The sequence below is a fragment of the Leisingera sp. NJS204 genome (genome assembly GCF_004123675.1).
In the GTDB taxonomy this organism is placed as follows: Bacteria; Pseudomonadota; Alphaproteobacteria; order Rhodobacterales; family Rhodobacteraceae; genus Leisingera.
The window spans coordinates 3,846,562-3,865,270 of record NZ_CP035417.1; the positions used below are offsets into that span (position 1 = coordinate 3,846,562).

At 61.1% G+C, this 18,709-nt stretch carries 16 protein-coding genes; 4 read left to right on the top strand and 12 right to left on the bottom strand.

What is annotated here, in order from left to right; translation table 11 throughout:
• Window positions 1-60: 60 nt before the first annotated feature.
• The 7 genes from ETW24_RS18630 to ETW24_RS18660 all read right to left on the bottom strand — a co-directional run bounded on the left by ETW24_RS18630 (window position 61) and on the right by ETW24_RS18660 (window position 7,456).
• Window positions 61-1,074, bottom strand: coding sequence for a GlxA family transcriptional regulator (locus ETW24_RS18630; protein ID WP_129372430.1), 1,014 nt, complete (start codon window positions 1,072-1,074; stop codon window positions 61-63).
• A gap of 23 nt (window positions 1,075-1,097) precedes the next feature.
• Window positions 1,098-1,994, bottom strand: a complete 897-nt coding sequence (locus ETW24_RS18635; protein WP_129372431.1) for a homocysteine S-methyltransferase family protein — start codon at window positions 1,992-1,994, stop codon at window positions 1,098-1,100.
• 123 nt (window positions 1,995-2,117) lie between these two features.
• A complete protein-coding gene (locus ETW24_RS18640; protein ID WP_129372432.1) occupies window positions 2,118-4,565 on the bottom strand; it encodes a GcvT family protein in 2,448 nt (815 codons plus the stop codon).
• 15 nt (window positions 4,566-4,580) lie between these two features.
• On the bottom strand, window positions 4,581-4,952 hold the full coding sequence (locus ETW24_RS18645) for a GFA family protein (protein ID WP_129372433.1): 372 nt from the start codon (window positions 4,950-4,952) through the stop codon (window positions 4,581-4,583).
• A 9-nt stretch (window positions 4,953-4,961) separates the two neighbouring features.
• Window positions 4,962-5,531, bottom strand: a complete 570-nt coding sequence (locus ETW24_RS18650) for a helix-turn-helix domain-containing protein (protein ID WP_129372434.1) — start codon at window positions 5,529-5,531, stop codon at window positions 4,962-4,964.
• Between the two features lie 201 nt (window positions 5,532-5,732).
• A complete protein-coding gene (locus ETW24_RS18655) occupies window positions 5,733-6,188 on the bottom strand; it encodes a GAF domain-containing protein (RefSeq protein WP_129372435.1) in 456 nt (151 codons plus the stop codon).
• A gap of 95 nt (window positions 6,189-6,283) precedes the next feature.
• On the bottom strand, window positions 6,284-7,456 hold the full coding sequence (locus tag ETW24_RS18660; RefSeq protein WP_129372436.1) for a thiolase family protein: 1,173 nt from the start codon (window positions 7,454-7,456) through the stop codon (window positions 6,284-6,286).
• A 95-nt stretch (window positions 7,457-7,551) separates the two neighbouring features.
• On the opposite strand from ETW24_RS18660, the gene ETW24_RS18665 reads away from it, so the two are divergent.
• The 3 genes from ETW24_RS18665 (at window position 7,552) to ETW24_RS18675 (ending at window position 10,259) form a co-directional block, all read left to right on the top strand.
• Window positions 7,552-7,896 (top strand): STAS domain-containing protein, encoded by a 345-nt coding sequence (locus ETW24_RS18665; RefSeq protein ID WP_129372437.1) that lies wholly within the window; start codon window positions 7,552-7,554, stop codon window positions 7,894-7,896.
• 35 nt (window positions 7,897-7,931) lie between these two features.
• Entirely contained in the window at window positions 7,932-8,381 is a 450-nt protein-coding gene (locus ETW24_RS18670) for an ATP-binding protein (protein WP_129372981.1), read from the top strand.
• 303 nt (window positions 8,382-8,684) lie between these two features.
• On the top strand, window positions 8,685-10,259 hold the full coding sequence (locus tag ETW24_RS18675) for a gamma-glutamyltransferase family protein (protein ID WP_129372438.1): 1,575 nt from the start codon (window positions 8,685-8,687) through the stop codon (window positions 10,257-10,259).
• A 35-nt stretch (window positions 10,260-10,294) separates the two neighbouring features.
• Here ETW24_RS18675 and hspQ read toward each other — a convergent pair whose 3' ends face one another.
• Window positions 10,295-10,621, bottom strand: coding sequence for a heat shock protein HspQ (gene hspQ, locus ETW24_RS18680; protein WP_035920248.1), 327 nt, complete (start codon window positions 10,619-10,621; stop codon window positions 10,295-10,297).
• 819 nt (window positions 10,622-11,440) lie between these two features.
• On the opposite strand from hspQ, the gene ETW24_RS18690 reads away from it, so the two are divergent.
• Window positions 11,441-12,028, top strand: coding sequence for a transglycosylase SLT domain-containing protein (locus ETW24_RS18690; protein WP_129372439.1), 588 nt, complete (start codon window positions 11,441-11,443; stop codon window positions 12,026-12,028).
• 201 nt (window positions 12,029-12,229) lie between these two features.
• On the opposite strand, the gene ETW24_RS18695 is transcribed toward ETW24_RS18690, so the two are convergent.
• From ETW24_RS18695 to ETW24_RS18710, 4 genes are all read right to left on the bottom strand, one after another.
• Window positions 12,230-12,814 carry a LolA family protein gene (locus ETW24_RS18695; protein WP_129372440.1) on the bottom strand — a complete coding sequence of 195 codons (585 nt, stop codon included), beginning with the start codon at window positions 12,812-12,814 and terminating at the stop codon, window positions 12,230-12,232.
• A 79-nt stretch (window positions 12,815-12,893) separates the two neighbouring features.
• Entirely contained in the window at window positions 12,894-15,914 is a 3,021-nt protein-coding gene (locus ETW24_RS18700) for a DNA translocase FtsK (protein WP_129372441.1), read from the bottom strand.
• A 116-nt stretch (window positions 15,915-16,030) separates the two neighbouring features.
• Window positions 16,031-17,209: an aminotransferase class I/II-fold pyridoxal phosphate-dependent enzyme gene (locus tag ETW24_RS18705; RefSeq protein ID WP_129372442.1), complete on the bottom strand. Its 1,179-nt coding sequence runs from the start codon at window positions 17,207-17,209 to the stop codon at window positions 16,031-16,033.
• A gap of 109 nt (window positions 17,210-17,318) precedes the next feature.
• On the bottom strand, window positions 17,319-18,650 hold the full coding sequence (locus ETW24_RS18710) for an amidase (protein WP_129372443.1): 1,332 nt from the start codon (window positions 18,648-18,650) through the stop codon (window positions 17,319-17,321).
• Window positions 18,651-18,709 lie beyond the last annotated feature (59 nt).

An 18,709-nucleotide genomic window follows, 5' to 3' on the forward strand; every position in this document is an offset into this window, starting at 1 on the left:
TGCGTCTGATTACCATGAAAAGGCGGCGTAAAATGCATCAAAAACGCCAAGCTTCCCTCGCTATTCTCCGGCTTTGAGGATATTTCCGGAACCGTCCTCCCCCAGCCGGCGGCGCTTGCGCAGGGTAAAGGGGGTGATGCCGAAGAAGCTTTTGTAGAGCGAGGAGAAGCCATTCGGGAAGCCGCAAGCAAGACCGATCTCCCGCACGCTCATGGTGGTGTTGAGCAACAGATTGTTGGCCTTGGAAAGGCGCATTTCGCGGTAGAACCCGTTGGGCGTGGTGCCGAGGAATGTCTTGAACTTGCGCTCCAGCGAGCGGGTGGAAATGCCAAGCTCATCCACGATTTCGCTGATCGGCACCGGTTCCTCGATATTGTCCTGCATGATGCGGATGCAGTGATCCAGGTCGCTGTCGCCGGTGATCGTCGGCTTGGCGCCGGCAAAGGGCTGCAGCGAGGAGAAGTCGCGCACCTGCTCGTGCAGCATAATGTTGGCAACGGTCATCTGCGCCGCGGCCGAGGTCAGCCGCCCGACCAGCGCCAGCACGATATCCACGGTGGACCCCATGCCGGCGCAGGTCACCACCAGCCCGTCTTCGCTGGCCAGCGCATGGCTGGAATCGTTCAGCCCCATACGTTCGCGCAGCAGCGCGGAGTTTTCCCAATGCGTCGTCAAGCGGCCGGCCGCGCCGCCCTGGTCGCGGATGTAGCGGGCTGCAGCCTCGGCCAGCAGATAGACCTTGCCGCCGCGCGAGGTGTAGCTGGAGATCACCCGGCCCAGGCTGAGACCGGGGTGGTCCGGATCCGAGTTGCCAAGGAAGAAGGCAAAATCCGCAGCAGGCTTAACCGCAAAAGGTTCGGTATCAACGCTGAGGCCCGCCTTGCAGCCGACGCGCCCGCCCTGCAGGGACCGCATGGTCCATTTGAAAGGCGGCTGCGCCAGCACCCGGTTGGCGATCCGCAGCACTTCGACCACGGCCGACATTTCCGTCAGCACAAATCCTTCGCTGACGATAATGTCGATACTCCAGACCCGGGCCGGATCCGCGGTTTTGAGATTGTCCTGCGTTGCCATGCTGATCCCCCTGTCAGACGATGTCAGACGATCCGATGCCCGGCCGCGCGCAGCTGACGGGCCAGTTCGGCGATGTGTTCCGGGCCAACCTCGCAGCAGCCGCCGGTGATGGTGGCCCCTTGCGCAACCCAACCCATGGCAAATTCCGCATAGGCCACTGGCCCCAGGTCCTGACGCTGTTCCAGCGCATCCACGGTGGGGGCGTCCTTCAGGAAGCCCTCAGATATCCGGGTGAAACCGTTGGCATAGGCCCCGTAAGGTTTGCCAAAAGCTTTGACGATCTCCAAACCCTCGCCGATGACCTCGGGCCGGGAACAGTTGAGCAGAACCGCATCGGGCTGGAATTCCTCAACCAGCGGGGCCAGCGCGGCAAGCGGCTCACCCGAGCGCAGCAAGGTGCCGTCCTCGTCTGAAACAGAGGCCGCCAGCCAGACCGGTTTGTCCGTACCCGCACAGCCCAGCAGCGCGCCTTTGGCATGTTCCAGCGAGGCGACGGTTTCGATCAGGAACAGATCCGCCGAAGGCTCCAGCAGTTTGACCAGTTCTGCGTAAACTGGTTTCGCCTCATCAGGCGGCGGGCAAATGTCAGGCCGGTAAGATGCGATCAACGGACCAAGCGCTGCCGCGACACGGCCCGATCCATGGGTGTCCCGCGCGGTTACCGCTTGCGCGGCGGCTTTGTTCAGAAGCTCTGTGAAATGATCTTCCAGACCGGCGCGCTGCAACCGGTCGCGCAGAACCGCATAGGTGTTTGTTGTGGCAATCGTGGCGCCTGCGGCAAAGTAATCGGCATGGATGGCGCCGACCACCCCGGGCCGGTCGACCATCACCGCAGTGGACCACAAAGGGGTTGCGCGGTCGCCGGACCGTTTGACAACCTCCTGCCCGATCGAGCCATCCAGAAGCGTGATCTCAGCCATAGCAAACAGTCCTTTGTGCGGGTTGCCTTACGCCGCCAGGATACAGGAAACGATCCGGCGGCGCAGGCTGTCTTTCATTAAGTACCAGCCCGGATCATTGCGATCCGGGCTGATGCCATTTGATCAGGCGCGCAGGCGCTCGTTGGCCGGATCCCACAGCGGTTCGTCTTTTTGAACCACGGCTCGGCATTTCTGCCCGTAGATTTCAACCTCCAGCTCGGTGCCCGGCACGGCCAGTTCGCTGCGCACCATGCCCAGCGCGATGGAGGCGCCCACGCGATAGCCCCAGTCTCCGCTCGTGGTCTCGCCCACGATCTCGCCATCCTTGGAGATGCAGGACATATAAGGCGCATCCGCATCGCCGGCTTCGACGATCATGGTGACAAAAGACTTTTTCACGCCCTGCTGCTTTTCGCTTTGGATTGCGGCCTTGCCCGGGAAATCCTGCGGCTTGTCGAGTTTGACAAAGCGCTCCAGCCCGCCTTCGAGCAGCGAGTAATCGGTGCTGAGGTCACCCTTCCAGGTGCGATAGCCCTTTTCGATCCGCAAGGAGTTCAGCGCATACATGCCAAACGGTTTGGCGCCGCCTTCGATCAGCGCCGCATAGATCCCGGCCTGATGCGCGTTGGCGCAGTGTACTTCCCAGCCGAGTTCGCCGGCATAAGATACGCGCGCCAGGAAGGCAGGTTTACCCGCGACCGTGGCCTCCTGATGGGTCAGCCAGCCCAGCGACAGGTCGGCGTCAGAGATGCCCGCAAACAGTTCCCGCGACTTCGGACCGGTGACAATCATCGTCGCAAAATCGGTGGTGCGGTCGGTCAGGGTCAGGCCTGCGGGCAGCGCCTTGCGCAGGATCTCGAAGTCATGCCACTGGGCCGAGCCTGCGGTGATCATGGTGAAGTGGTCTTCACCATGACGAATACAGGACATCTCGGTCAGGATCCGGCCGCGGTCGTCCGAGACATAGACCAGGTTCATCCGGCCGACCTTGGGCAACCCGCCGGTCACCAGGCCGCGCAGGAATTCCGCGGCGCCTTCGCCGTCCAGGTTGAAGCGGGAGAAGCCCGGCAGGTCCAGCACGCCGACACCGTCGCGGACCGCTTCGCATTCTTCCTTGATGCGCTGTTGCCACGGACCGGAGCGTCCCCAGGTATGGGTGGCCTCTTCGGAGGTGTCGTCACCGGGTTTGGCAAACCAATTGGCGCGTTCCCAGCCGTTGTAGGCCCCCATCTGGCCGCCCAGTTCGGTGATTTTGGCATGCACCTGGCTGACCTTCTTGCCGCGCGCGGCCGGCCATTCGTGGTGCGGGAAGTGCATGGCGTATTCGTTGCCGTAAACTTCCATGCCTTTTTTGTTGCAGTAATCCTGGTCTGTGTAGTCGGTGTAGCGGCGCGGATCGACCGCCCACATGTCCCACTCGGTCTGGCCGTCGACAATCCATTCCGCCAGCACCTTGCCGGCACCGCCGCCTTGGGCGATGCCGAAGGTAAAGACGCACGCCTCGAACGCATTGTCGACACCCGGCATCGGGCCGATCAGTGGCAGCCCGTCGGGGGCATAGGGAATCGGGCCGTTGATGACGCTAGACACGCCAGAGGATGCCATCAGCGGCACCCGCTCCATGGCGTCGGTCACGATGTCCTCAATCCGGTCCAGATCGTCCGACCACAGCTGGAACGAGAAATCCTCCGGCATCGGATCGTCCTCGGTCATCCAGTAACCGCGGCAATTCGGCTCGTACGGGCCGAGGTTGTAGCCGTTCTTTTCCTGGCGCAGATAGTAAGAGACATCCACGTCGCGGATCAGCGGCAGCTTCTTGCCGTGCTCCTTGCTCCAGGCCTCGACTTCATCGATCTGCTCGGTCAACAGATATTGGTGCGACATCACCATCATCGGCACGGTGCGGCCGCCGTATTCCTTGAACCACTCGCCGACACGCTGGGCGTAGTAGCCGGCGGCGTTGACCACATAGTCACATTTGATGTCGCCCTTCTCGGTGTGCACGACCCAGGTCTTGTCTTCTTTCTGGGTCACGCCGGTTGCCGGGCAGAAGCGGATAATCTTCTGACCCATGTCGCGTGCGCCCTTGGCCAGCGCCTGGGTCACCTGTGCCGGGTCGATGTCGCCATCGGACGGATCCCACAGCACACCTTCCAGATCGTGGGTTTCCAGGAACGGGTAGTTCTCCTTGGCCTGCTCAGGCGTCCACATCTCCATTTCGATGCCCTGGTAGCGGCCCATTGAGCAGGCACGCTCGAACTCCTGCATCCGCTCCTTGGTATGGCCCAGGCGGATCGAGCCGGACTGGTGATAATTCATCGGGTAATCAACTTCGTCACCCAGCCGCGCATACAGTTCGGTCGAATACCGCTGCATGTTCATGATCGCCCAGGAGGTCGAGAAGGTCGGCACATTGCCCGCCGCATGCCAGGTCGAGCCGGCAGTCAGCTCGTTCTTCTCCAAAAGCACACAATCGGTCCAGCCTTTCTTGGCCAGATGATAAAGCGACGAGGCGCCGATGACACCGCCGCCGATGATGACCACGCGGGCCTTGGTTGGAAAATCAGACATGTTCGCTCCCTAATCTCAGTCTTCTTGCGGCACGCCGTCCGCAATCTCGTAGTAGTCGCCCTTGGAGGCGGCAAAGATGTGCTTTTCGACGCTGAGACCGGTGTTCCCGTCGACAGCGCCCAAAGCGAAACTTGTGGTGTCTTCGTCATGCGCCTTCCAAAACAGGAAGGATCCGCAGCGCGGGCAGCTGCCGCGCTTGGCCGCTGCGCTGGCTTCAAACCAGCTGACCGGACCGGTGATATTGAGGTCTTGGTCGCGCACATAGGCCGAAGACCAGATGCCGCCCGACTGCTTGCGGCACTGGCTGCAATGGCACATGGACGCGCCTTTGGGCTGTGCTGCGGTATCAAAGCGGATATCACCGCAGAGGCAGGATCCCTTGATCATCGAGACCTCCTAATACACCGGCGGTGCAATCACCCAGACGGCCACTGCGGGTACGTCATAGGGATTCGACCACTGATAAGGCTCATGCTTGATCCGGAAGCTGTCGCCCGGGCCAACGGTGAAGCTGCGGCCCCCGATCAGCAGATCCAGCTTACCCGAGATCACATAGCCAACCTCTTGCGTCGGCCGGTGGGCCGGTGTCTGCATGCTTGATTTCGGGCGGAAGGTGGAATGCACCATCTCGAAATCATCCGTCAAGTCGGGCGACAGCAGCTCTTCGATCAGCCCTTCCTCGCCCGAGCCCATCGGACGGCGCGAGCCTGCGCGAACAATATAGCCATGCTCATCCGCCGGAGCGCCGGTATGGGCAAACAGCATCGACATCGGCACACCCAGGGCCTCGGCAATCTGGCGCAGGTCGGAAATCGAAGGTTCGGACATGTCCCGCTCAACCTGGCTGAGCCAGCCAACCGAGCGGTTCAGCATCGCCGCGATATCCGACAGCGTCAGCCCGCGCGCCTTGCGCAAGGCCCGGATGTCCGCCCCCAGTGTCGCCGCTGCCAGGGTTTGATCGTTCACCGGCTCTCTCCCCGCTCGTGAAAAAATGCTCTCGTTTTTCACGATGCCTTGGGATCGTGAAATTTCCAAGCCTTTTTTCATGCACTGGCCGCGAACCAGGAAAAAACCCAGCGCCTTCAGGCACCGGGCTGCTTCTTTCTGGGTGAAAATACCCTGGGGTGAGGCCGCAAGGCCGAGGGGCTAAGCCCCTGCAAGCGCGAATCAGTTGCGGCTGAAGACCTGCCGCAGGATTACTGCCAGCTGCTCAGCATCTTCCTGAGTAAAGGCGTCCGGCTGGTCGCTGTCGATATCGAAAACCCCGATCAGCGCGCCTGCGGCATTCCAAACCGGCAATACCAGTTCCGACCGGGTGGAAGAAGCGCAGGCAATATGGCCGGGAAAGGTCTCCACATCCGCCACCAGCTGCACCTCTCCGGTGCGTGCCGCCGCGCCGCAAACGCCGCGGGAGAACGGGATCTGCAAACAGCCGTGCCCGCCCTGATACGGGCCGATCTTCAGCAATTCCGGTGCAACGGCGCGGTAAAAGCCGGTCCAGTCGAACCGGTCGTCGGCGTGATACACTTCGCAGGCGACAGTGGCCATCAGCGCAACCTCATCCGTTTCGCCAGCAGTCAGCGACGCGATGGTCTTGGCAAGGGTTCCGAAATCAGCCTGCATGCCCGCCTCTCCTTCAACGCATTGAGGGGGCTGTCTGCCCCCTCTTGACCTGACGGTCAATTCACCCCCGAGAGTATTTTTTCAAAAGATGAATGTCACACCCGCTCAATTGCAATAGCCGTGCCTTCGCCGCCGCCAATGCAGATTGCCGCCACGCCGCGCTTAAGGCCGCGTTTTTCCAGCGCGTTCAAAAGCGTGACCATGATCCGGGCACCGGACGCCCCGATCGGGTGGCCCAGCGCACAGGCGCCGCCGTTCACGTTCATCTTATCGCGGCTGATGCCCATTTCATGCATAAAGGCCATCGGCACCACAGCAAAGGCTTCGTTCACTTCCCACAGGTCAACGTCTTCAACCTGCCAGCCAATGTTTTTCAGCAGCTTTTGCGCAGCGGGAACCGGCGCGGTTGTGAACAAGCCCGGGGCCTGCGCATGGCTAGTGTGGCCCAGGATCCGGGCGCGGACCTTCAATCCCTGTGCCTCGGCAGCCTCGGCTGAGGCAAGAACCAGTGCTGCCGCGCCGTCAGAAATGGAGGAGGCATTCGCCGCCGTTACAGTGCCGCCCTTGCGGAAAGCAGGTTTCAGCGTCGGGATTTTTTCCGGGCGGGCCGATTTCGGTTGTTCATCCGCATCGGTCACCACCTCGCCTTTGCGGGATTTTACGGAAACAGCCGCGATTTCCCCGTTGAATGCGCCGCTTTCCTGGGCTTCCAGCGCGTTGGCCAGCGACTTCAGTGCGTATTCATCCTGAGCTTCGCGGGTGAACTGAAATTTCTCAGCGCAATCCTCGGCAAAACTGCCCATCAGACGGCCCTTGTCATAGGCATCTTCCAGCCCGTCCAGGAACATATGGTCAATCACCTGGCCATGGCCGATGCGGGCGCCGCCGCGCATTTTGGGCAGCACATACGGCGCGTTGGTCATGCTCTCCATGCCGCCGGCGATCATCGTATCCGCGTGGCCCAGCGCGATCTGATCAAAGGCGATCATCGCCGCCTTCATGCCAGAGCCGCACATTTTGTTAAGAGTCGTGGCCGGCACCTCATCGCCCAGGCCCGCGGCGAATCCGGCCTGACGCGCCGGCGCCTGACCCTGGCCCGCAGGCAGAACGCAGCCCATCAGCACCTCATCGACAGTGGCAGCACCGGCGCCTTCGAGGGCCGCCCGGATGGCCGCACCGCCCAGTTCCGAAGCCGTCACCCCGTCATACATGCCCTGAAACCCGCCCATCGGCGTCCGGGCCGCTCCGGCGATAACAACATCTTTCATGCAATTTTCCTCCAATCGTCAAAATAATACCTACAGAATAGTAAGCTTTGCGGTCTAGAGTGCTGACAAATGACGTTACATCCCGGGGGATCAAAATGAGCCTGACGACCACCATGACGGACGATGCACAGATCGTTAAAGTCAATGCCGAACGCATTGATGCCGCCATGGCCATCCAGTTCAAGGAGGACATGCGCACGGAAACAGAATCCGGTGCGGACCGTGTCATCCTGGACCTTTCCGAAGTGCAGTTTATTGATTCCAGCGGGCTTGGCGCGATCGTCGCCGCGATGAAGCAGCTTGGCGGCACCCGGAAACTGGATCTCGCCGGGCTGACCCCCATGGTCGAAAAAGTGTTCCGGCTGACCCGCATGGATACGATCTTTGACCTTTATGGTTCCCTTGGCGACGCAATCGCTCCGGCTGGCGCAAACTCCTGAAGACCAATGCGCTGTCAGTGCAAAGCGAGAAATCGATGGTAAAAACTTTTGCCTGCTCGTTCACGGCTACGAATCTGAATGCCCGCTCCGGCATCTCATCGGTTGTAGACCAGCTTCGGTCCCTAGGGATCCCGGATGCCCGTGTGGATGAGGTTCAAATCGCTCTGACCGAGGCTGTGAACAACGTAGTCGAGCACGCTTATGAAAGTGCTCATCCAGGAGACGTGCGGATCCGGGCTGAGCTTTATCCTGAACGTTTGTGGATCAGCATCCAGGACGCCGGTGTTCCCTTTGCTAAGGGAGAATTGCCGGAGGGCAAGCCTGCTGATATCAGCGTTCCGGTTGAAAGCATGCCCGAAGGCGGGTTCGGCTGGTTTCTGATCCGCGAATTGGCAAGCCAAGTCCAGTATGAGCGTTCGGAGGGAAACAACAATCTATCGCTCTGCTTCGAAATCAAAGTGACCAGCCCCTCGGCCAAAGTCTGAACAGCCCTTGGTTTGCAGAGGTACGGTTGCGGGTCCGCTGCATTTTAACGCTTTGTCATAATCGCGCCGCAATCCCGGCCCACCTCAGCCCGATAGATATGCGACTTTTAAACTGTAGCTGAAATGAGCTTCCCCCGGTACCGCGTGTTCTAGCCCCCACCAGTGCGCGGCACCGGGGATACTTGCATTGGCCCGCATTCCTGACCAAGGGTGACGTTCCGTTCTTTCTGAGCCGCTGAAGATTTGAATTGCCTTCCTGCCGTGTGCGCCTAGCCTTTGCAAGGTGACGGCAGGAGCAGGGAAATGCGCGACTTTCATCTTCCGGGGCGATCAGCCGTCTTGGCCCAAAACGGCCTGTGTGCAACCTCGCATCCTCTAGCTGCCAGCGTCGCCGTCGACATCTTGAAACGCGGCGGCAATGCAATGGACGCGGCTTTGGCCGGGGCGGTCTTACTGGGGATTTGCGAGCCGCAAATGACAGGGATCGGCGGGGATTGCTTTGTTCTGTATTCCCGCCCGGGACAGGGCATCCAGGCACTGAACGGATCGGGCCGCGCCCCTGCCGGGGCCAGCGCTGCAGCGCTTCGGGCACAAGGGCTGGAATCCGTTCCGCTGGGCAGCCCCGATGCGGTGACTATCCCTTGCGCGGTTGACGCGTTCTGCCGCCTTGCCGAAAGCGAAGGACGGCTTGGGATTGATGCGCTGCTGCAACCGGCAATCCACTATGCCGAAGAGGGCGTTCCCGTGGCGCCGCGCACGGCGTTCGACTGGATCAACGGCGCAGCGGCATTGCAAGGCGCAGCGCGGCACCATTACCTGAAAGACGGCCAGCCGTTCATCAGCGGCGATGTGTTCCGCACACCCGGGCAGGCCGAAGTGCTGCGCCGTATCGCTAAAAACGGGCGGGATGCCTTTTATTCCGGGGAAGTGGCCGAAGATATGATCGCAGCGCTGACAGCGCTTGGAGGCGTCCACACTCTGGCGGATTTCGCCGCTGCCAGCAGCTTTGCAACACAGCCGGTTGACGGCCAGTACAATGGCCTGGGCCTGACCGAGCATCCGCCCAATGGTCAGGGTGCAACTGCGATTTTACTGCTGAACATACTCAAGCATTTTGAAATTTCTAACATGGATCCGTTTGGCGCAGAACGTGCGCATATCGAGGCGGAGGCCGCCAAGCTTGCCTATGATGCGCGCAACCGCTTCCTGGGTGATCCGGATCACACCTCCCGGCTGGCGCATATGCTGGCACCCGAAACGGCTGCCCGGCTTGCCGCGCTGATCGACCCCAAGCACGCCCTGCCGGCAGTGCAGCCGCTAACCGAGGCTGTACACAGGGACACGGTCTATATAACTGTGGTGGACAAGGACCGCATGGCCGTCTCGCTGATCTATTCTATCTTCCACGGTTTCGGCTCGGGCATTGCGTCTGAACAATTCGGTATCCTGCTGCAGAACCGCGGCGCCGGCTTTACCCTGGAAGCGGGTCATCCGAATGAATTCGGACCGGGAAAACAACCGATGCATACGATCATCCCCGCCATGCTGCAGCAAGACGGAGAGGTGATCATGCCCTTTGGCGTGATGGGCGGCGGTTATCAGCCGACCGGCCACGCCCGGCTGGTTTCCAACCTCGTTGATTTTGGCATGGACCTGCAATCCGCTGTCGATGCCCCCCGCTGCTTTGCCGATAACGGTGTGCTGAAAATCGAGCGCGGCTATACGGCTGAGGTTCGCCGGAAGCTTGCGGATATGGGGCATCGCGTGGTGGTGCCGGACACGCCGCTGGGCGGCGCGCAGGCGATCCGGATCCACGCCTCGGGCGTGCTGGAGGGCGCCAGTGATCCGCGCAAAGACGGCTGCGCACTGGGATATTGATGAAGGGTGTTCCGGCTGGGCGGAAACAGCGGAACTCAGTTCAGCTGATAGTGCAACGCATAGGCGCCGCCATCGAAATTACCAAACATTTCAGGGACATCCGGGTGGCCTATAGGCTCCCCTGAATAGTCCGCCACCAGGTTTTGCTCAGAGACGTAGGCGACATAGTAGCTTTGGTCGTTTTCCGCCAGCAGGTGGTAGAACGGCTGGTCCTTTACCGGGCGGCTGTCTTCAGGGATCGCCTCATACCATTCGTCAGTATTCGAGAACTCGGGATCAACATCAAAGACCACCCCGCGGAAGGGATGCTTCCGGTGGCGGACGACCTGCCCGAGGTTGTATTTTGCGCGTGTTCTCATCATGGTCATGTTCGCCCCTGTACATTGTAAATAGCGCGCGCGCCAAGCAATTGTCCAACTCTTGACGTAAATTTTCAGGGAAACAGACTGTGAACCTCGCTTTGACAGTACTCGAAATCACCGCCCCGGTGTTCCTGCCGGCCATGGCCGGTACACTTGGGTGAAACTCAGGCTCGAGTACCGCACGCAGTTTGTCACCCGGATGGCGATGACCCTGGCGGTGCCTGCCTGATCTTCACCGCACTGATGAAAGCGGAGCTGGACAAAGGGGGCGCCCGGGGCCTTTTTGCTGGCCGCCTTGGCAGGACATCCGGTGCTGGCCGGCAGAGGCGGAATTGCCTGCCGCACAGCGCATCTGGACCGTTGCACCTATCTGGTGCCTTTCATCCTCGGTAATACCGGCCATCTGGGCTCCCGCTGTCGATGTTTGCCTTCGGCGAGGCCGGATTGGACTATGCCGTTGTCATGCTTGCAGTTTCAGCCATCCTGTCCTCCACCCAAGGGAACTATTTGGTGGCGGGCCGCAATGCCGGCAGCAAAGCTATCCGGGAACCGATGGTTTGGGCAACGCTTCCGGGCGGGCTGGTCCTGTGGCAGGAGTTGGAAACACCGCGCTTCCTGACCAACGCGCCGGAATTGTCCGGGCAGAGAAATTTGAAGCCGATTCCAGCGCTTTGGCCGGTCTTGTGGCGGTCTCAACCCTGATATCAACTGCATTGCTGCCACTGCTGCAGACCCAGATTCTGTAATTGTGATTTCCTCACCTGCCGCAATCCGCTAAACTTGCCGCAAAATAACCCAAATCAAAAATGGGCAGAGGCAATGAGCAGAATAATCAGCGCCCTCGTTCTCCTCATGGCGGTTGCGTCTTGCGGAGGCGGGCACAATGCGCCGCCGCGCAATCTGGATAATGCGTGCAGCATCATTCAGCAGCGGCCCGAATACCTGAAAGCCTTCCGCGCGTCCCAGCGCCGCTGGGGTGTCCCGGTGCATGTGCAGATGGCAACGATCTATCACGAAAGCCGGTTCCGCGGCGATGCCCGCACGCCGCACCAGTACCTGCTGGGAGTGATCCCGGTCGGGCGGCAATCCAGCGCTTACGGCTACAGCCAGGCGCTGGACGGAACCTGGGATGATTACCGGCGCGATACCGGCCGGCGGCGGGCCAAGCGCGACCGGATCAGCGATGCGGCCGATTTCATGGGGTGGTACATGCGCAAGAGCCGCGAAAAGAACGGCATCCAGCTGTATGACGCGCGCAATCAATACCTCGCCTACCACGAGGGGCATTATGGCTACTCACGCGGCAGCTACCGGTCCAAACCTTGGCTGCAGCGTGTTGCCGGACAGGTCGAATCCCGCGCCCAGACTTATCAGGCTCAGCTCGCAACCTGCCGTAAGTTCCGCTGAGGTACCGAAGGGGCGTTCTTTGTGAAAGCCCCTCAGCTGTTGGGCCTAACACTGCGCCAAAGCGCATGTCGGGCCTGGACTAATGTTCCCTAACTGCTGAATTCAGGCGGAGCCGCACCGGGCGCCAGCCCGGTGCCGGGCCCAAGGCCGCCAGGCTGTTCCGGCAAGGCCGGTGCAGCCGCGGGCACGGGAGCCGCTGCTTCAGCGGGATCTGCCGCTGGTGGTGAACAGGCTGGAGGACAATTTTTGGCCGGTTTCCATTGCACCCAGAATCACGGTTGTCTGGCCGCCCGCACCGTCGTGAATGACCCATTTGCGCAGCTCTACCGGCGCGCCGGTGAACATCATTTCGATACTGCCATAGTCCGGGTGTTCCGGGTCCTGTGCCCGCACAATAGTAGAGGTGCCGTCAAAACTGTGCCCCACCACCATATTTGCACGCCCTAAATTCACGTTGCGGTCCAGGATGATCGACAGCGGTGTCCGTTTGAGCGGGTAGGTCTCGGGCGGCTGGTTGGATTTGGGATCGTGGATCACCACCGCCCCGCCGCCGGCAACCACGGTACCGCCGCCCTTGCCGTCATATTCAAACCGCATCCGGCCCGGGCGGTGCATGTAAAGCTTGCCCGTCGACAGGCTGCCGTCGTCATTGATCTGGGTGAAGGGGGAGGCGGCGGTGGAAATCCCGTTCAAATAACGGGAAATCTCATTGAGACTAAGCTGCTCAGCCGCCCAGGCGGCCGGTGCAGCAAGGGTCAGCGCAAAGGCGAGTGCAATCCGTTTCATGGCCTCAACATAGGCACGCTGCTGCAAAAGTGAAGATGCCGGAACCCTACGGATCCGGCATCGGCAAATTTTCGTCAGCTCATTGTTCGGGAACCAGAATTTCCCGCTTGCCCACGTGGTTGGCAGCCGACACGACGCCCTCGTCCTCCATCTGTTCAACCAGCCGCGCGGCTTTGTTATAGCCGATCGCCAATTTTCGCTGGATGTAGGAGGTGGAGCATTTGCGGTCCTTGACCACAATGGCAACTGCGGTGTCGTACAAAGCGTCCTCGGTATCGGTATTGCCGCCGGTGTTCAGTCCAAGAACCGCATCGATGTTATCAGCCTTGTCGTCAGCCGGACCATCCAGAACGCTGCCGACATAGTCCGGCGGGCCGAATTGCTTGAGGTGGTTGACCACTTCCTCGACCTCTTCGTCCGAACAGAACGGCCCATGGCAGCGAGTGATCTTGGCGCCGCCGGCCATGTACAGCATATCCCCCATACCCAAGAGCTGTTCAGCGCCCATTTCACCCAGAATGGTGCGGCTGTCGATCTTAGAGGTGACCTGGAAGGAAATCCGGGTCGGGAAGTTGGCCTTGATGGTGCCGGTGATCACGTCAACCGAGGGGCGCTGTGTCGCCATGATAAGATGGATGCCCGAAGCCCGCGCCATCTGCGCCAGACGCTGGATGCAGGCTTCGATCTCTTTGCCCGCGACCATCATCAGGTCTGCCATCTCGTCAACAATCACAACGATATAGGGCAGAACAACGGGTTGAAACTCTTCGGTCTCGAACACCGGCTCGCCGGTGTCGTCGTCGAAACCCGTCTGCACGGTTCGCGAGAACATCTCGCCCTTGGCCAGCGCTTCCTTAACGCGGCCATTGTAGCCGGCGATGTTGCGCACACCCATCTTGGACATCTTGCGGTAGCGGTCTTCCATCTCGCCCACCACCCACTTCAGCGCCACAACGGCCTTCTTCGGGTCGGTCACAACGGGCGAAAGCAGATGCGGGATACCGTCATAAACGGAAAGCTCCAGCATCTTGGGGTCGATCATGATCAGGCGGCATTCATCTGGCGTCAGCTTATACAGCAGCGACAGGATCATGGTGTTGATCGCCACCGACTTACCGGAACCCGTGGTGCCGGCAATCAGCAGGTGGGGCATTTTGGCGAGGTTGGCGACCATGGAATCGCCACCGATGTCTTTGCCCAATGCCAGCGGCAGCGCGTGGTTGCCGTCGCCGAAATCCCGCGACGACAGGATCTCGCGCAGGACCACCTTTTCGCGTTTCTCATTCGGCAGTTCGATACCGATCACCGTCCGGCCCGGCACGGTTGAGACCCGTGCCGAAAGCGCCGACATCGAGCGGGCGATGTCATCGGAAAGGCCAATCACCCGGGATGCCTTGAGGCCCGGTGCCGGTTCCAGCTCATACATGGTGACAACGGGACCGGGACGGACCGAGGTGATCTCTCCCTTGACGCCATAGTCATCCAGAACGGCCTCCAGCATCCGCGCATTTTCTTCCAGCGCTTCGTCGCTCAGGTGGTGACGCTCGACGCCGGTCGGGTTGGTCAGCAGGCTCAGCGGCGGCAACTCAAAATCGCTGCCGCTGGGATCGAACGCCAGATTGGGCTGCGCTTCGGCCTTGGCACGCGCCGAGGGCTGTACGGTTTTGCGTGCCGGCTGTTCGACCACTGCCTTGCGCGGCTCGGCCACGGGCAGATCAACGGTCAGACGCGGCCCCGGCGCCGGGCGCGGTTCAGGCGCGGAGGGAACTGGCGCAGGCGGTTCCGCAGCATCCGGCAGATCCTCGGACGGCACGTAGTCCGGAGCGATCATACTGTGATCCGAAGCGGCCTTTACAATCTCATCTTCGTCCCGCAGGCCAGCATCCGATGCTTCCGAACCAAAGGCGTCATCTGCGGAAGCCTGCCAGGCAACCGATGGATCTTCCGGCAGCGGCGGCATCGTTGCAAGCGCAGCGGTCAGCGGCGGCTCAGGTGGCAGCCCGTCCTGGTCCATGGCAGGGTTATAGATCAGCGGCGCGGGACGCTGGCCGCGGCCTTTGGTCAGCGGCAGGGCCGGATCCTGCTCCGGCGGCACATCTGCTGCCCGGCGAATACGCACGGCATTGGCGATTTTCTGGGAGATCCGGTCTTCGCCGCCCTCGCTATCAGCCGGAAATTCAGCCTCGTCCTCATCCTGCATGTCAGCCGCATAGGCACTGTCCGCCGCCGGCGCAGGTGCAACACGGCGGATCAGGCCGGGCACACGTGACAGCAGGCCGCCTTTGGCAGGCGCTTCCGGTTCTTCCTCCTGACTGTCTGCAATGTATGCGTCTTCCGTATAATCCTCGAACATCTCCGGCTCAGCCTCGGCAGCGTCATAGGCAGTTTCTTCCGCTTGTTCCGCCCGTGCTTTACGATAGGTCATTGCGGCCTGCAGCCCGCTGGACGCCCCGCGCCCCAGCAATGCGGCCACAGCGCCATAGCCCAGGATCAGGCCAATCATCACTTTGTGCAGGCCCTTCTTCACCTCGGGCCAGGTGAACCCAAGCACCGCACAGCCAAGCGCCAGCATTCCCGCGGCACTCAGCAGCGACATGATTTTCACCATGAAATGCAGGCCCACGGGCAGCAGCGCCAGCAATGCGCCCAGGAAGGTGTAACCAACCATGCCGCCAAGGCCGAAGTCATAGTTCTGCTGCCAGGTGGAGCTGGCGTTCAGGGTTTCCATGTGCAGCGCCACCACCAGCAGCCACGGCACCGACAAAAGCAGCGGCCAGACCACCCGGTCCTCGCCCCGGTGCAGCACAAACCGCAGCCCCCAGGCTGACAGGAACAAAGGCACGGCCCAGCTGGCCTTGCCGAATAAGGTAATCAGGATGAAAGAGACAGAAGCGCCGGGACGGCCCAGCCAGTTCTGCACTGGCGCGTCCGTAGACACGGTCCAGTTCGGGTCGTCCGGCGTATACGACCCCAGCATGGCGGCAACCATCAGCCCCACGAGGATCAATGCAATCCCGATTAATTCCTTGCCGCGCTTTTCAATAGCCGCCTGCATATTGCTGTCGAGCAGCGGATCGCGGCTGCGGGTTTGAAATGCCATGCCTACCTCAGTTCCGTTTCTTTTGCCCGTGCCCGCTGTTACCCGCAAGGTCACGAACCTGTCCGTTTATTAGTCTTGGCTGCGCGGCCCCAAGCCAGGGGCCGCGCAGCAGAATTTCAGTACAGGCAGCCGCGCAGCGTGGTTAGCGCCGCGCGGGTGTCCTCGGCGGGGGCGACCAGCGCCACCCGGATATATCTCTCGCCCGGGTTCTGTCCCGGCGCGCCTTGCGCCAGGTAGGCGCCGGGCAGCACCCGCACGCCGGTCTCCTGCCACAGCTTCAGTGCAGCCTGCTCGCCATTTTCCACCGGAAGCCAAAGGAAGAAGCCCGCTTCGGGCGCCATGTATCCGTTGAGGCCGGCAAAGACCTCATCGGCTATTGTGTATTTCTCCTGATAAAGCGCGCGGTTCTCCGCTACATGCGCCTCATCCGCCCAGACCCTGGCCGCGGCCGCCTGCAACGGGGCCGGCAGCGGGGCGCCGGAATAGGCGCGCAGCTGTTTGACCCGTTTGATGGTCTCGGGACCGCCAGCAATCAGACCAGAGCGCAGCCCCGGAAGGTTTGAACGTTTCGACAGGGAATTGAACAAGACCACACGCTCAGGATCAGCGCCCAGCTCCTGGGCGACGGTCAATGCGCCAACGGGGGCCTCATCGCGGTAAATCTCGGAATAGCATTCATCTGCGAAGATGCGGAAATCGTATTTCTCTGCCAGCTGGATCAGCCGGGTCCAATAACCGCGCGACGCGACAGCGCCCTGGGGATTGGCGGGCGAGCATATATAGGCCGCAGCGGTACGGTTCAGCACATCTTCGGGCAGGTTCCCGTAGTCCGGCAGATGGCCGGTGGCCGTTGTTGCGGGAACGAAAACCGGCTCTGCCGCAACCGAAATCGTGGCCACCATATAGACCTGATAGAAGGGGTTCGGGATCAGCACCACCGGCTTTTGCCCGTTCTTCTGCTCAGGGCACAGCGCCATGGCGGCATTGTACAGCCCTTCGCGGGTGCCGTTCAGTGCCATGACTTGCGTTTCAGGGTCGGCGGTTACGCCGTAACGGCGGGCAATCCAACCCGCGATGGCACCGCGCAATTCGGGCGTGCCATCATTGTTAGGATACTGGTTAAACCCGGCGGCGTTTTCAGTGATGACATCGGTGACCCAGGCCGGAAACGCATGTTTCGGCTCGCCAATGGTCATATGCACCACATCCCCGCCAGGAGTGTGATGGTCCAACAGCGCCCGCAGGCGCGGAAACGCATAGGCTGGCAGGTTTGAAAACCGCTCAGGAAAATCCATATCTAATGCCTCGGTCACGGGATCATTGGCGCCCCGTTTGCGCCTCAGGTTACAGGTGGCGGACCGGTGCGTCCACCCGGTGAGTGGCCCGCTGGGCCGAATGTGGCTTTCAGGCCAAGGCCATTTCAATCGCGGCACCGGTGCGCAGCAAGGCTTCCTCGCAATCCGGCTGGCCGAGCACCTGAAGGCCGCAGCTTGGTGTGCCGGTGGGCAGCGAAAGCGCGCACAGCCCCATCAGGTTTCCGATCCGCGTATTGCGCAGTGCCAGCAGGTTGGACTGCACATAATAGTCATGATCGCTTTGCAGCCGTTGCAGGTTCGGCGGCAAAATTGGCGAAACGGGGCTGAGCACCGCATCAAACCCGGCTGCCGCTTGATCCCAGGCCATACGGCATTGCTCCAGCTTAGCCCAGGCCGCGACATAATCCGGTCCGCTGAACTGCGCACCGGTGCGGAAGCGTTCAAGGATTTCCGCATACATCAGATACGGCGTTGCCTCGATCACGTCTTTCCACAAGCCGTAGGCTTCAGTGGTGTAGAGAATCGGGCTCAGCGCCATGGCCTCTTCCAGCTCTGGAACTTCCAGCGGCACGATTCTTGCGCCGGCGTCTTTCAGGCGCTGCAGCGTATCACGATGGGCGGCAAAAACCTTTGGGTCCAAGTCGTTTTGCGCCACATTCTGCAAATCGGCAAACCGGCACCCTTTCAGCGACCCGGGATTGCGCAGATCCGGTCCCGCCGTTCCCTCCAGCAGCCCTAACAGAAGCCCGGCATCCTCCACCGAGCGGGCCAGCGGACCGATAGTATCGAATTTCAGGCACAGCGGCACAACACCTTCCAGAGTAATCCGGCCTGAGGTGGTTTTGAGCCCTACCAGATCATTCCAGGCAGACGGAATACGGACCGAACCGCCCGTATCAGAGCCGATTCCGGCTGCGGCCAAACCAAAGGCAACCGACGCAGCCGCCCCGGAGGACGATCCGCCTGGCGCGGCCGACTGATCATTGACGCAAGGCGGTGTTTCCTTGATCGGGTTGAAGCCAAGGCCAGAGAACGCCAGTTCGCTCATATGGGTTTTGCCCAGGCAGACCGCCCCCAAAAGTGTTGCGTTGCGCAGAACCGCTGCATCCTGTTCCGGCACCCGGCCCTTCAGCAGATCCGAACCGGATTCGGTTGCGGTGCCTGCGCTGTCAAACAGATCCTTCCAACTGACCGGCACCCCGTCCAGCAGCGACCGGCGCAGGCCCAGATCCGCACGTTCTTGCGCAGCCCCGGCTTCAGCCAGGGCGCGATCATGGGTCACTTGGGTATAGATCCGGTCCTTCAGCGGATGGGCATCTATGGCGTTCAGATAACAGCGGGTCAGCGCCGCCGGACCGATTTCACCCGCCTCAATCCCCCGCCCCAAAGCGGCGGCGGTCATTGTCAGCCAATCTTGCATCAGCCCGTCTCCCCAAATGCAGTTGATGCAAACGGTAGCGGCAGTAAGACACAGGCACA